9 protein-coding genes are annotated in these 14,103 nt (G+C 72.1%); 5 read left to right on the top strand and 4 right to left on the bottom strand.

What is annotated here, in order from left to right; all coding sequences use genetic code 11:
- Positions 1 to 79: 79 nt before the first annotated feature.
- Complete coding sequence (locus ABZV42_RS35630) at positions 80 to 2,407, bottom strand: glycosyltransferase family 39 protein (protein ID WP_356055612.1); 2,328 nt, start codon at positions 2,405 to 2,407, stop codon at positions 80 to 82.
- Positions 2,408 to 2,597: 190 nt separating this feature from the next.
- On the opposite strand from ABZV42_RS35630, the gene ABZV42_RS35625 reads away from it, so the two are divergent.
- Both ABZV42_RS35625 and ABZV42_RS35620 read left to right on the top strand, forming a co-directional pair.
- Positions 2,598 to 3,515 carry a serine hydrolase gene (locus ABZV42_RS35625; protein WP_355988850.1) on the top strand — a complete coding sequence of 306 codons (918 nt, stop codon included), beginning with the start codon at positions 2,598 to 2,600 and terminating at the stop codon, positions 3,513 to 3,515.
- A gap of 155 nt (positions 3,516 to 3,670) precedes the next feature.
- Positions 3,671 to 7,399, top strand: a complete 3,729-nt coding sequence (locus tag ABZV42_RS35620) for an ABC transporter ATP-binding protein (RefSeq protein ID WP_355988853.1) — start codon at positions 3,671 to 3,673, stop codon at positions 7,397 to 7,399.
- Here ABZV42_RS35620 and ABZV42_RS35615 read toward each other — a convergent pair.
- Entirely contained in the window at positions 7,383 to 7,859 is a 477-nt protein-coding gene (locus ABZV42_RS35615; RefSeq protein WP_355988855.1) for a hypothetical protein, read from the bottom strand. The two genes, ABZV42_RS35620 and ABZV42_RS35615, sit on opposite strands and share 17 nt — an antisense overlap.
- Positions 7,860 to 8,043: 184 nt before the next feature.
- On the opposite strand from ABZV42_RS35615, the gene ABZV42_RS35610 reads away from it, so the two are divergent.
- Together ABZV42_RS35610 and ABZV42_RS35605 are read left to right on the top strand one after the other, a co-directional pair.
- A complete protein-coding gene (locus ABZV42_RS35610) occupies positions 8,044 to 8,433 on the top strand; it encodes a hypothetical protein (protein ID WP_355988857.1) in 390 nt (129 codons plus the stop codon).
- An 87-nt stretch (positions 8,434 to 8,520) separates the two neighbouring features.
- On the top strand, positions 8,521 to 10,032 hold the full coding sequence (locus tag ABZV42_RS35605) for a S28 family serine protease (protein ID WP_356055610.1): 1,512 nt from the start codon (positions 8,521 to 8,523) through the stop codon (positions 10,030 to 10,032).
- A 106-nt stretch (positions 10,033 to 10,138) separates the two neighbouring features.
- Here the strand turns inward: ABZV42_RS35605 and ABZV42_RS35600 are convergent, their stop codons facing one another.
- Together ABZV42_RS35600 and ABZV42_RS35595 are read right to left on the bottom strand one after the other, a co-directional pair.
- Positions 10,139 to 12,007: a glycoside hydrolase family 3 N-terminal domain-containing protein gene (locus ABZV42_RS35600; protein ID WP_355991399.1), complete on the bottom strand. Its 1,869-nt coding sequence runs from the start codon at positions 12,005 to 12,007 to the stop codon at positions 10,139 to 10,141.
- A gap of 152 nt (positions 12,008 to 12,159) precedes the next feature.
- Positions 12,160 to 13,071, bottom strand: a complete 912-nt coding sequence (locus tag ABZV42_RS35595; RefSeq protein ID WP_356055608.1) for a LysR family transcriptional regulator — start codon at positions 13,069 to 13,071, stop codon at positions 12,160 to 12,162.
- A 124-nt stretch (positions 13,072 to 13,195) separates the two neighbouring features.
- On the opposite strand from ABZV42_RS35595, the gene ABZV42_RS35590 reads away from it, so the two are divergent.
- Positions 13,196 to 14,101 carry an EamA family transporter gene (locus tag ABZV42_RS35590; protein WP_355991395.1) on the top strand — a complete coding sequence of 302 codons (906 nt, stop codon included), beginning with the start codon at positions 13,196 to 13,198 and terminating at the stop codon, positions 14,099 to 14,101.
- The last annotated feature ends 2 nt before the right edge of the window (positions 14,102 to 14,103 follow it).

The raw sequence follows: 14,103 nt of genomic DNA, 5'->3' as shown, positions 1-14,103 counted from the left end.
CCCGACCGGTGCGAGCGGTCGGGGGCCGTGGGTGTGGTGTGCCCGTGGTGCACCTGCTGTGCCGTGCCGGGTGGGCCGGTCAGCCGAGGTCGGACGGATCCAGCCGGTAGAGCGCCGAGGTCGACTGACCACCGCTCTGTGCACCGGAGTCGGTTCCGGAACCGGAGTTGGAACCAGTGCCGGTGCTGGTCCCGGAGTTGGACCCGGACTCCGAAGTGGAGCCGGACGAAGCGGACTTGTCGTAGGCACTCTGCTTCACCGCCGTGCCGTTCTTCTCCACCCATGCGGTGATCTGCGAGCTGAGCGTGTTGTTGCCGCCCATACCGCCGCCCATGCCGCCGCCGAGCTGGATGTAGTGCAACTCGCCCTTGCGTACGAGCTCCTTGAGCTTGGCGAGGGTCATGGCCTTGTCGGAACCGGTGAAGCCGAACATGGAGATGACGGGTTTGCCGGTGCTCACGATCAGCTGGGCGGCCCCCTGCGAATTGGACACCGCCAGCAGCCACTCGGCGCCGTCCTGGTGCTTCTCCAGATAGGCGACCAGGGCGCTGCTGGTCTCTCCGCCCATGCCGCCGCCTCCGCCGCCTCCGCCCGGCTGGTCCCCGGTACCGCCCGGAGCGCCGTTCCCGCCGGGCGCCTGGCCGCCGCCGGGGAGTTCCCCGTTCCCGCCCGCTGCCTGACCGCCGGCGGGGAGCTCGCCGTTCCCGCCGGGGAATCCGCCCTGGGACGGTTCGCCGTTGCCGCCGGGTGCCTGGCCGCCGGGGAAGCCGCCCGCCTGGCCGCCGGCCTCGGTGCCCGGACCGCCCTGCCGGGTGCCGCCGGGACCGCCGGACCCGCTCAGGCCTCCGCCGGGACCGCCGCCGAAGCCGCCGCCCGTGCTCGGCCCGGCGGTCGGATTGGTGCCGCCCATGCCGCCGCCCCCCATGCCGCCGCCCGCCCCCAGCGGCTCGGCGACGGAGTACGCCGCGGGGCCGGCCAGCGCCGCGACGACCGCCGCGGCCACGGAGGCGGTGAACAGCCGGGCGCGGTGGCCGGAGCGGAAGACGATCAGGCCCGCGACCGCCAGTGCCATGACCACCGCGACGGCCGGCCACAGCCAGCCGTTCCAGTCGGCGGCCCGGCGCAGCAGGACGACCGCCCAGACCGCGGTGACCGCGAGTCCGGCGGGCAGCACCCACACCCAGCGGCTGTCGGGGCCGCGCAGCGCGCGCAGCAGCATGACACCGCCCGCGCCGGTCAGCGCCGCGATGCCGGGGGCGAGCGCGGTCGTGTAGTAGGGGTGCATGGTGCCCTCGGCCATGCTGAACGTCAGGTAGTGCAGGACGGTCCAGCCGCCCCAGAGCAGCAGCGCGGCGCGCGTCGGGTCGGTGCGCGGCGCACGCCCGCACAGCACCAGGCCGCCCACGAGCGCGATGCCGGCGAAGGGCAGCAGCCAGGAGATCTGGCCGCCGAGGATGTCGTTGAACATGCGGCCGAGGCCTGCGGTCCCGGCGAACGTGCCGCCTCCGCCTCCGCCGCCCCCGCCGTTGCCCTCGCCGCCCAGCACCCGGCCCAGGCCGTTGTAGCCCGTGATCAGGTCCCAGGCGGAGCCGTCGGTCGAGCCTCCGATGTACGGGCGCTCGCCGGCCGGCACGAGGGAGACGGCGGCCGCCCACCAGAAGCTCGCGACGGCCAGGGCCACGGTGGCGAGCAGCAGATCGCGGACCTTCCTCGCCCAGGGGAGCCGGGAGGCGTACACGTACACCGCGAAGACGGCGGGCAGGGCGATGTACGCCTGGAGCATCTTGGTGTTGAAGGCGAGCCCGAAGCACACCGCCGAGCCGAGCAGCGGCAGCAGCCTGCCGTCGCGGGTGGCCCGCAGGCCCAGGGCCGCGCCCGCCACCATCAGCAGGACGAGGGTGGTGTCCGGGTTGTTGTCGCGGTTGATGGCGACCGTGATCGGGGTGAGCGCGAGGACGAGCGCGGCGACGGCGGCGGCCGCGTGCCCGAAGTACCGCTTCACGCTCGCGTGCAGGATCCAGATCGTGCCGAGCGCGGCGGCGACCATGGGCGCCATCATCTGCCAGGTGCCGAAGCCGAGGACCCGGCAGGACAGACTCATGATCATGAGCGCGAACGGCGGCTTGTCGACCGTGATGAAGTTGCCCGCGTCGAGCGAGCCGAAGAACCAGGCCTTCCAGCTCTGCGTACCGCTGAGCACGGCGGCGCTGTAGAAGCTGTTGAGGCTCGAGGCCGACAGGTTCCAGGAGTACAGGACCGCGGCCAGTACGAGGATCGCGAGGAGCGCGGGGAGAGACCAGCGAGGTGCGGCCGGCGCCGTCTCCGCGGACCCCGCCGGCACCGGAACGGGCGGCGGGGCGGGGGGAGTCGTGGGGGCGTCGGGCGATGGGTCAGTGGCAGACGTCACCATCGCACCCTGACGCGCACCGATGGGTGCGGACTGTGGCCCGGCTGGGTGTGACCTGTGCATTTGGGCTCCCCGCACCCGAACCCCCGTACCCAGAACACCTGTACAACTATCGGGCCCCCTTGTGAGTCATCTGAGGCGAGCGCGCCCTTGGCGCGTTCGTATCGCTTCAAGGGGATGGGAAACCTCCATGACTCACCGGATATCCCGGGGTGCCCGCGTGCTCGCGGCGAGCATCGGTGCCGCGGTGATCGTGCCGCTCGCGGCCGGCGCGGCCGGGGCCGCGCCGGCGCCGACGGTCAGCTGTACGTCGGGCAAGGCCGGTCTGGCCGCCAAGCTTCGGACGGACATCACCGCGGCGCTCGCGAACCGCCGGGGCACCGTCGCGGTCGGTCTGTACGACCGGTCCACCAACACCACCTGCACGCTCCGCGCCACCACCTCGTTCGACTCGGCCAGCACGGTGAAGGTCACCGTCCTCGCCACGCTGCTGTGGGACGCGAAGAAGCACAACCGCTATCTGACGAGCACCGAGACGTCGCTCGCCACGAAGATGATCACCCAGTCGGACAACGCCTCGACGACCACGCTGTGGAACCAGCTCGGTCTGACGAAGATCAAGGGCTTCCTGACCGCCGCGGGGATGACGAAGACCACGCCCGGCACCGGCGGCTACTGGGGTCTCACCCAGATCAACGTCACCGACGAGCAGAAGCTGCTGAAGCTCGTCACCGCCAAGAACACGGTGCTGAGCGACAGCTCCCGCGCCTACATCCTGAAGCTCATGGGCCAGGTCATCTCCTCGCAGCGCTGGGGGACACCGGCCGGGGCCCCCTCGACCGTCGCCGTGCACGTCAAGAACGGCTGGCTCTCGCGCTCCTCGAACGCGTGGCGGGTGCACAGCCTCGGCACCTTCAACGGCGGCGGCCACGACTACATGATGTCGGTGCTCACCGTCGGCAGCAGCACCATGGACTACGGCGTCGCCACCGTTCAGGCCGTCGCCAAGGTCATCCACAAGGACCTCGTGCCGACCGCCGTCGCACCCCAGCGGTTCACGCCGACCTCGCGGCCGGCGGAGGCCTTCCCGGCCGTTCCGGCGAGCTGACCGGGGCCGTCCTGTCGCGTCACCACGTTCGTGATCTTCCGTCCGCCCGCCCGGCCACCGTGCCCGGCGGGCGGACGATTGTTGCGGAGGGATGAAATCCGCTTCGCTCGGTGTTGGCATCTTCCGGCGGAGTGAGATCTACGGAAGGTGCCGGAGTGGCGACGGAACGGGGATGGGCGCGGCGGCTCGCCGGGTACGCCTGGCGGTACCCGAAGGACGTGGTGCTCGCGCTCGGCTCCTCACTGGGCGGCATGGCGCTGATGGCGGTGGTCCCGCTGGTCACCAAGGTGATCATCGACGACGTCATCGGTGACCACAGCCGGAACATGGCCCCCTGGGCGGGCGCGCTGCTCGGCGCCGCCGTCCTCGTGTACGCCCTCACCTTCGTCCGCCGCTACTACGGCGGGCGGCTGGCCCTGGACGTCCAGCACGATCTCCGTACCGACATGTACGAGACGATCACCCGGCTCGACGGCCGGCGCCAGGACGAGCTGTCCACCGGGCAGGTCGTGGGCCGCGCGACCAGCGACCTCCAGCTGATCCAGGGCCTGCTCTTCATGCTCCCGATGACCATCGGGAACGTCCTGCTCTTCCTGATCTCCATCGGGATCATGGCCGCGCTGTCCCTGCCGCTCACCCTGGTGGCGCTGGCCGTCGCCCCGGCCCTGTGGTTCGTCGCCAAGCGCAGCCGCTCCCGGCTGCATCCCGCCACCTGGTACGCGCAGGCGCAGGCCGCCGCCGTGGCAGGTGTCGTCGACGGCGCCGTCAGCGGCGTCCGGGTGGTGAAGGGCTTCGGCCAGGAGGACCAGGAGACCGGCAAGCTGCGCGAGGTCGGGCGGCGGCTCTTCGCCGGCCGGCTGCGGACCATCCGGCTCAACTCCAAGTACACCCCGGCCCTCCAGGCCGTGCCCGCCCTCGGCCAGGTCGCGATGCTCGCGCTCGGCGGCTGGCTCGCGGTGCGCGGCCAGATCACGCTGGGCACCTTCGTGGCCTTCTCCACCTACCTCGCGCAGCTCGTCGGACCCGTCCGGATGCTGGCCGTCGTCCTGACCGTCGGACAGCAGGCCCGTGCCGGCGCCGAACGCGTGCTGGAGCTCATCGACACCGAACCGTCGATCAAGGACGGCACCAAGACCCTGCCGGCCGACGCGCCCGCCACCGTCGAGTTCGACGACGTGTCCTTCGGGTACACCAATGACCGGCCCGTCCTGGACGGGCTCAGCTTCGAGATCCGGCCCGGCGAGACCCTCGCCGTCGTCGGCTCCTCCGGCTCGGGCAAGTCGACGGTCTCGCTGCTGCTGCCCCGCTTCTACGACGTGACGCACGGCGCCGTCCTCATCGGCGGGCACGACGTCCGCGAGCTGACGGCCGAGTCCCTGCGCGCGGCGATCGGGCTCGTCCCCGAGGACTCCTTCCTCTTCTCCGACACCGTGCGCGCCAACATCGCCTACGGCCGCCCGGGCGCCACCCAGGACGAGATAGAGACCGCCGCCCGCGCCGCCCAGGCGCACCGCTTCATCGCCGAGCTGTCCGACGGCTACGACACCACGGTCGGCGAGCACGGCCTCACCCTCTCCGGCGGCCAGCGCCAGCGCGTCGCGCTCGCCCGCGCCATCCTCACCGACCCGCGGCTGCTCGTCCTCGACGACGCCACCTCCGCCGTCGACGCCCAGGTCGAGCACGAGATCCACGAAGCGCTCGGACAGGTCATGCGGGGCCGTACGACCCTGCTGATCGCGCACCGCCGCTCCACCCTCAACCTCGCCGACCGCATCGCCGTCCTGGACGGCGGCAGGCTCGCCGACATCGGCACCCACGAGGAACTCCAGGCCCGCTCCGCGCTCTACCGGCGGCTGCTCACCGACCCCGACGAGCTGGGCGGCGTCTCCCCGGGACACGCCCTGCCCGCGGCGCCGCAGGAGGACACCTCCGTACGCGACGAGCTGGACGCCGAGTTCGACGCCGAGCGCGGAGTGACCCCGCACCTGTGGACCGGCGACCGCGAGCCCAGGGACAACGCGCTCGAAGGGATGCCCGCCACCCCCGGGCTCCTCGCCCAGGTCGAGGCGCTGCCCCCGGCCGACGACGTGCCGGACATCGACGAGGCCCGCGCGGTGAAGGCCGAGGACTCCTACGGACTGCGCCGGCTGCTGCACGGCTTCGGCGCCCCGCTGCTCATCAGCCTCGCGCTGGTCGCCGTCGACGCGGTGATGACGCTGCTGCTGCCCGTCCTGATCCGGCACGGCATCGACCAGGGCGTCACCCGGCTCGCGCTCGGCGCGGTCTGGGCGGCCGCCGCGCTCGGGCTGATCACCGTGCTCGTGCAGTGGGCCGCGCAGATCGGTGAGACCCGGATGACGGGCCGCACCGGCGAGCGGGTCCTGTACGCCCTGCGGCTGAAGATCTTCGCGCAGCTCCAGCGCCTCGGACTCGACTACTACGAGCGGGAGCTCACCGGCCGGATCATGACCCGGATGACGACCGACGTCGACGCCCTGTCGACGTTCCTCCAGACCGGGCTCGTCACCGCGTTCGTCTCCGTCGTCACCTTCTTCGGCATCATGGCCGCCCTGCTGGTGATCGACGTACAGCTGGCGCTGGTCGTCTTCGTGACGCTGCCGCCGCTGGTCGTCGGCACGTTCTTCTTCCGCCGGGCGAGCGTCAAGGCGTACGAACTGGCCCGTGAGCGGGTCTCGGTGGTCAACGCCGATCTCCAGGAGTCGGTGTCCGGGCTGCGGATCCTCCAGGCGTTCCGGCGCGAGGACGCGAGCGCGCGGCGGTTCGCGGAGGGCAGCGACAGCTACCGCAGGGCACGGATCCGCGGACAGTGGCTGATCTCCGTCTACTTCCCCTTCGTGCAGCTGCTGGCCTCGGGGGCCGCGGCGGCCGTGCTGATCGTGGGCGCCCACCGGATCGGCTCCGGCACGCTCACCACCGGCGCGCTGGTCGCCTATCTCCTCTACATCGACCTGTTCTTCGCGCCCGTGCAGCAGCTCTCACAGGTCTTCGACGGCTACCAGCAGGCCACCGTCTCGCTGGGCCGCATCCAGGAACTGCTCCGGGAGCCGACGTCGACGAAGGCCGCCGAGAAGCCGCTGGAGGTGCCCGCGCTGCGGGGCGAGATCGCGTTCGAGGACGTCGGCTTCGCGTACGGCCCCGCGGGCAAGGCCGAGGAGGCGCTCAGCGCGGTGTCGTTGCGCATCCCCGCCGGGCAGACCGTCGCCTTCGTCGGCGAGACCGGCGCGGGCAAGTCGACGCTGGTGAAGCTGGTCGCACGGTTCTACGACCCGACGGACGGCCGGGTCACGGTCGACGGGACCGACCTGCGCGACCTCGACATCACCGCCTACCGGCACCGGCTCGGTGTCGTCCCCCAGGAGGCCTACCTCTTCCAGGGGACCGTCCGCGACGCCATCGCCTACGGCCGTCCGGGCGCCGGCGACGCCGAGGTGGAGGCCGCCGCCCGCGCGGTCGGCGCCCACGACATGATCGCCACGCTGGACGGCGGCTATCTCCACGAGGTCGCCGAGCGCGGCCGGAACCTCTCCGCGGGCCAGCGCCAGCTGATCGCGCTGGCCCGGGCCGAGCTGGTCGACCCGGACGTGCTGCTCCTCGACGAGGCGACGGCGGCGCTCGACCTCGCGACCGAGGCCCTGGTCAACCAGGCCACCGACCGGCTGGCCGGCCGCCGTACGACGCTGGTGGTCGCCCACCGGCTGACGACGGCCGCCCGCGCCGACCGGGTCGTGGTGATGGACCACGGCCGGGTCGCCGAGGACGGCACCCACGAGGAACTGCTCCGCCGGGACGGCCGCTACGCCGCGCTGTGGCGGACCTTCGTGGGCTCCCCGGAGCCCGAGGAGCCCGTCAGCTCCTCGGCTTGATGCCGGAGATCTTCTTCGTCGCCAGATCCGACTGCACCGTCAGATAGGTGTACGTCGGGTGCTGCGGGGAGCCCCAGGTCAGCCGGACCGTCGACCAGGTGTGCCCGGCGCCGCTGTCGCCCGCCGTCACCCTCCAGGCGCTCGGCACGTCCTGGGCGCGCAGCACCCCGTCGGCGTGCTGCCGGTGCTCCCAGCCGGCGAGCTGGGAGCGGAGCGCCGGGGTCAGGTAGAAGGTCCGCAGCCGGGTGCTCAGGGTGCCGGAATCCCCGTCGGTCACGGCGTCGATGTAGGCGCCGTAGAAGTCGGCCACCCGGTCGTAGGCGGGAGCGCTGCTCCCGCTGCGGGCGGGCGGCGCGGCGGTGGAACTGGCCACTGCCGGCACCGAGGCGCCGGCGGCGATCAGGAGGGCCGCGGCGATGAGCGCGCGACCGGTCGTGAGTGAGGACTTGATGCCGGACATGAGTAACCGCCTTTCGTTTCCTGCTCCGTTGGACCAAGCGGAAACAGGCACGGTTGTGTCCGAAAAGGAAAAAACCTCACACGGATGAGGCGGGCCCGGCGGTGAAGTCGTAGCGGTACGCAACCATCCGCCGCATGTTCTGCGTCCGTACACCAGTACGCTGATTGCTGCGGGAGGGACGACAGTGGACAGTGGTGCGATACGCCGGCGCCTGGCGCTCGGTCTGGGAGTGCTGGCCGCGGCCGGACTGCTCGCCTTCGTGAGTGCGGGCAGTGCCCAGGCCGCCCCCTCCTTCTGCTCGGGCCGCAAGGTCCGCACCCTGTCCTTCACCACCGGCATCGTGCAGGTGTACAGACGCGGCGGCTATGTCTGCGCCGTGACGCTCCCCGAGGCGCGCGGTTCGCGCAAGCGGATGTCCGTCAGCGTGCAGGCCCGCGGCGGCCGGCCGGTGATGGACGCCGGGCACTTCGCGCACCACGCGGGCCCGGTGACCTTGTACGCGGGCCATCGCTGCGTCCGCATCAAGGGCTCGGTCGGCTCCGGATCGGTGAGTTCCGGCTGGATCCTGTGCTGAACCACGTATGACCCAAGACCCCCTGGTGTCACGGGAGTTGCTCCGTTAGGTTCCGGCGGACAGCTGCGTATTCCCAGGGGAGGGTGCATGCGCAAGGCGCTCAGAGGGCTGCTCGTGCTCACGGTGCTCATCGGCACACTGAGCACGGCAGGGACGGCCACCGCCTCCCCCGAGCTCTCCACTTCGCTCGGGCAGGGGGGACCCCCGTCGCCGGAGGCCCACGCCACCACAGGAACCACCGGCACCACGAGCACGGCCGACGAGAGCAGGGACATCCTGGACCGGCTGCTCGCGATCCCGGGCATGAGCCTCGTCCAGGAGAAGCCGTACCCCGGCTACCGGTTCATCGTCCTGAACTACACCCAGCCGGTCGACCACCGGCACCCGTCCAAGGGCACGTTCCAGCAGCGGATCACCGTGCTGCACAAGGACACCGCGCGCCCGACGGTCTTCTACACCGGCGGCTACAACGTCTCGACCAACCCGAGCCGCCGCGAGCCGACCCAGATCGTGGACGGCAACCAGGTCTCCATGGAGTACCGCTTCTTCACGCCGTCCCGGCCCGACCCGGCCGACTGGTCCAAGCTCGACATCTGGCAGGCGGCGAGCGACCAGCACCGCATCTTCCAGGCGCTGAAGCCGATCTACGGCCAGAAGTGGCTCTCCACCGGCGGCTCCAAGGGCGGCATGACCGCCACGTACTACGAGCGCTTCTACCCGCGCGACATGGACGGCGTCGTCGCGTACGTCGCGCCCGACGACGTCGTGAACGACGAGGACTCGGCGTACGACCGCTTCTTCGCACAGGTCGGCACCAAGGAGTGCCGCGACAGACTGAACGCCGTGCAGCGCGAGGCCCTGGTGCGCCGGGCGTCCCTGGAGAGCAAGTACGCCGCGTACGCCGCCGACAACGGCTACACCTTCACCACGATCGGCGGCCTCGACAAGGCGTACGAGGCGGTCGTGCTCGACTACGTGTGGGGCTTTTGGCAGTACAGCCTGCTGAAGGACTGCGACACGATCCCGGCGGACGCCGCCCACGCGAGCGACGACGACATCTGGAACTCCGTCGACACCATCTCCGGCTTCTCCGCCTACGCCGACCAGGGCCTGGAGACGTACACCCCGTACTACTACCAGGCGGGCACCCAACTGGGCGCGCCCACCATCCACTTCCCCTACATCGAGAAGAAGTACATCCGCTACGGCTATCAGCCCCCGCGCAACTTCGTGCCGCGCTCCATCCCGATGAAGTTCCAGCCGTCGGCGATGCGTGACGTGGACGGCTGGGTCCGCCGCCACGCGCACCACATGCTGTTCGTCTACGGCCAGAACGACCCCTGGGGAGCCGAACGGTTCCGGCTCGGCACCGGGGCGCGCGACTCCTACGTCCTGACGGCACCGGGCCTGAACCACGGCGCCAATGTCGCCGGGCTCGTCGCCGACGAGAAGGCGCTCGCCACCGCCCGCATCCTCGACTGGGCCGGGGTCGCCTCCGCCGCGGTCCGGGCGAACCCGTCGGCGGCCCGGCCACTCGCGCGGTTCGACGCGAGGCTGGACCGCCGGGACACGGAACGGGACATGACCCTGCGCCCCTGAGGCCTGTCCGGATCGGGGCCGCGCCCGCCCGTGTCCGACACGGGCGGGCGCGGACCGCCGGCCTTCCTCGGTGCGGGCGCGAGGGCGGCGGCTCCCGGGACCCGCCCTAGTACCTCAGCCCGTACCCGATCGGATACAGCACCTGCGCCGGGTCGTCCGCCCGCTGCACCGCCACCGGAAGCCTGCCGTGCGGGTCCACCCGGCCGGCGATCACCCGGGCGGCGGCGCGCACTTCGACATCGGTCCAGGAGTACGAGGCCAGACAGGCGCCGACGCCCGGGATCTGGGCGATGTCGTACGGGTTGCGGACGGCGACGGCGGTCACCGGGACACCCGTGGCGACCAGCCGTTCGACCAGGGTCTTCTGAGACCCGGCCGCCGTCAGGTTGTACGTCAGGGCGACCACCGCGTCCGCGCCGGCCGCCGCGGCCACGGCCTTGTCGATCATGGCGGCCGACGGCGCCGTCCCCGTGGACAGGGCCGTCGCCGTGAAGCCCAGTCCGGTCAGCGTGGCGGCGGCGACGGTGGTGGGCGGCCCGTCGGACAGCGAGGGCGAGGCGGGATCGGCGCCCACCACCAGCACTCTCGGGGTGCGCCGCCGGGACAGCGGGAGCAGCCCCTCCTTGTTGACCAGCAGCGTCGTGGTCCGCTCGGCGATCCGGTCGGCCGCCCTGAGGTGCGCCGGGACGCCGACCACCCGGTCGACGTCCGCGTCGGCGACGTACGGGTCGCTCAGCAGCCCGTGCCTCGCCTTGAGCCGCAGGACGCGCAGGATCGACTCGTCGAGACGGGCCTCGGTCAACTCGCCGCCGCGCACGGCGTTCAGCACCGCGTTCCACGCGACGTTCAGGTCCGGCGGGTTGAGGAGCTGGTCGACACCGGCCTTGAGCGCGAGGACGGGGACGCGGTCGTCGCCGTACTTCGTCCGCACGCCCTCCATGCCCAGCGCGTCCGTCACCACGACACCGTCGTAGCCCAGTTCGCCGCGCAGGACGCCGGTGACGATCGGGTGGGACAGGGTGGCGGGGTCGCCGGCCGGGTCGAGCGCCGGGACCATGATGTGCGCGGTCATGATCGCGTCGATGCCGGCGCGGATCGCCGCCCGGAACGGCACCGCGTCGAGCTCCGACCACAACTCGCGGCTGTGGGTGATGACCGGGAAGCCGAAGTGGCTGTCCACGGCGGTGTCGCCGTGGCCGGGGAAGTGCTTGGCCGTGGCCGCGACCCCCGAGCCCTGGTACCCCTTCACCTCGGCCGCCACCAGACCCGCCACCGCGTCCGGATCGGCGCCGAAGGAGCGCACGCCGATCACCGGGTTGGCCGGGTTGACGTTCACGTCGGCGTCGGGGGAGTAGTCCTGGTTGATGCCGATCGCGCGGAGTTCGGCGCCGCTGATACGGCCCACCGTCCGGGCGTCGGACCGCGATCCGCCCGCGCCCAGTGCCATGGCGCCCGGGAACAGCGTCGCGGGCTTGCCCACCCGGGCCACTATCCCGTGCTCCTGGTCGGTGGAGATCAGCAGCGGCAGCCCGCGCGGCTGCTCGAGCGAGGCCCGCTGGATCCCGTTCGACAGGGCGGCGATCTGGTGCGGATCACGGGTGTTGTGCGCCCAGGCGAAGTAGATGATGCCGCCGACACGGTACTTGGCGATGAGCTCGGCGGCCGTGCGGACGCCGATCTCCGCGAGGTTGGCGTCGATGTCGGCCTGGTCGGGCGCGGTCGCCGAATGGCCGTACACCCGCATGACGAAGAGCTGGCCGACCTTCTCCTCCAGTGTCATACGGGAGATCAGGGCGCGCAGGGCCTTGTCGTCGTGCGGGCGGGCGCCGGCCGCGTGGGCGCGGGGGCCGGCGGCCAGCGCGGCGCCGATGCCCGCCGTGGCGGCGAGGACCGTACGCCGGCTGGGCGCTGACGGTCTGTCCGGCTCGGCCGGTCCGGACGGTCCGGCGGTGCTTCCCGTGCTGGAGTCGCGCACAAGCGCTCCTTCCCTCGTGAAGGAAACTTTCGAGGAATTACGATTATCCGGGAAGTTTCTTCCAGTCAAGAGTGTGCACAGTATCCGGGAAGGGGCCGTCACCGGCGCAGTTGGAGGAGGGCGCGCCGGTGCCGGCCGCGCTGCGGGCTCGTTCAGGCGCGTTCCGACGCCGCGGGCCAGAGTGCCTGGAGCGTGCGGACCGTCTCGGCGATGGCCGGCCGACGCGCCGCCCCCGAGCGCCACAGCGCGTACAGCCGGCGGACCGGCAGCGGGTCGAGCGGCACCTCCACCACCCCCTCGGGAAGGGTGCCGCGGCCCAGGCGCGGGATGAGGGCGACGCCGAGACCGGCGGCGACGAGGGCGATGAGCGTCGGGTTCTCCTCGGCCTGGTGGACGATGTCCGGCTCGCTGCCCGCCGCGCGCAGCGTGCGCACCAGCCAGTCGTGGCAGACCCGCCCGGGCGGCTGGCAGATCCACCGCTGGCCGCCCAGGTCCTCGCGCCGTACCGAGGCCCGTCCGGCGAAGGGATGCCCGGCCGGGACGAGCAGATCGCACAGGTCGTCCCCGATCACCGCCTGCTCCACCCCCGGCGGGGCGGGCAGCGGGGAGATGTCCCAGTCGTGCGCGACGGCCATGTCGACCGCGCCCCTGGCGACCAGGTCGACGGACAGATGCGGGTCGATCTCCGTCAGCCGGGTGTCCAGGGCCGGATGACGGGCGGCCAGATCGGCCAGCACGGCAGGCATCAGACCGCGGGCCGCCGAGGCGAACGCGGCCACCGTCAGCCGCCCCGCCGGCATCCCCCGGCGCTCCTCGAGTTCGGTCTCCGCCCGCTCCACGATCGCCAGCAACTCCTGCGCGGTGGATGCGAGTTGTTCGGCCTGCTCGGTGAGCCGGACACCGCGCCCGCGCCGTTCCAGCAGGACGGTTCTGGTCTCCCGCTCCAGTTTCGCGATCTGCTGGGACACGGCGGACGGGGTGTAGCCGAGCGCGGCCGCGGCGGCGCCGACCGTGCCGTGCACCGACACGGCGTGCAGGGCGCGCAGACGCTGGAGATCGAGCATGGAAGCCTCCCGGTCCGTGATGTGGCCGACTCGGCCCGCACCCAGCTTACGTAAGCGTTGCTTCATCCATCCATGCAGACATTCGCGCTGGTGCTACATGGTGGTGGCATCCGATGCTCGACGCATGCGACCCGCACACATCAGCCTCGCCGTCCTCGTCGCCGCCGTCTGGGGCGTCAACTTCACCGTCATCGAGGTCGGACTCGGCCACTTCCCGCCCCTCCTCTTCTCCGCCCTGCGCTTCCTGGTGGCGGCCCTGCCCGCCGTGTTCCTCGTGGGCCGCCCCAAGGTGGCGTGGAAGTGGATCGTGGCGGTGGGCCTCGTCCTCGGGGTCGCGAAGTTCGGGCTGCTGTTCATCGGCATGAACGCGGGGATGCCCGCCGGACTCTCCTCCCTCGTGCTCCAGATCCAGGCCGTCTTCACCGCGGCCGTCGCCTTCGCCTTCCTCGGCGAACGCCTCAGCCGCGTCCGGCTGGCCGGCATGGCCGTGGCCCTGTGCGGAGTGGTCCTGGCCGCCGTCGACGAGGGCACGACAGGACCGCTCGGCGCCTTCGCCCTGGTCGTCGTGGCGGCGGCCTGCTGGGGAGTGTCCAACGTCCTCACCCGCAAGGCGTCCCCGCCCGACCCGCTGAACTTCATGGTGTGGGTGAGCACCGTCCCCGTCCTCCCGCTGCTCGGCCTCTCCCTGCTCACCGAGGGTCCCGCCCGCGACCTCGACGCCCTGCGCGCCCTGGACTGGCAGGGCGCGGCCGTCGTCGGCTACGTCGCCTGGATCACGACCGTCTTCGGCTTCGGCGCCTGGGGCTGGCTGCTGCACCGGCACCCCGCGTCCACCGTCGCGCCCTTCTCGCTGCTCGTCCCGGTCTTCGGGATGTCGTCGGCGGCGCTGTTCCTGCACGAGTCGATCAGCCCGCTGCGGTGGGTGGCCGCGGCCCTGCTCGTGGGCGGGGTCGCACTCACCTCGCGGACGCCGCGAAAGGTCCAGTCGGCGGACGTTCCGGCGCCGGAACACGCCGGGGCGCCAGCATGACC

It is taken from the genome of Streptomyces sp. NPDC005281 (genome assembly GCF_040607495.1).
GTDB lineage: Bacteria > Actinomycetota > Actinomycetes > Streptomycetales > Streptomycetaceae > Streptomyces.
Note: the sequence above shows the minus strand (reverse complement) of the source record. Positions and strands in the feature narration are given on the sequence as shown.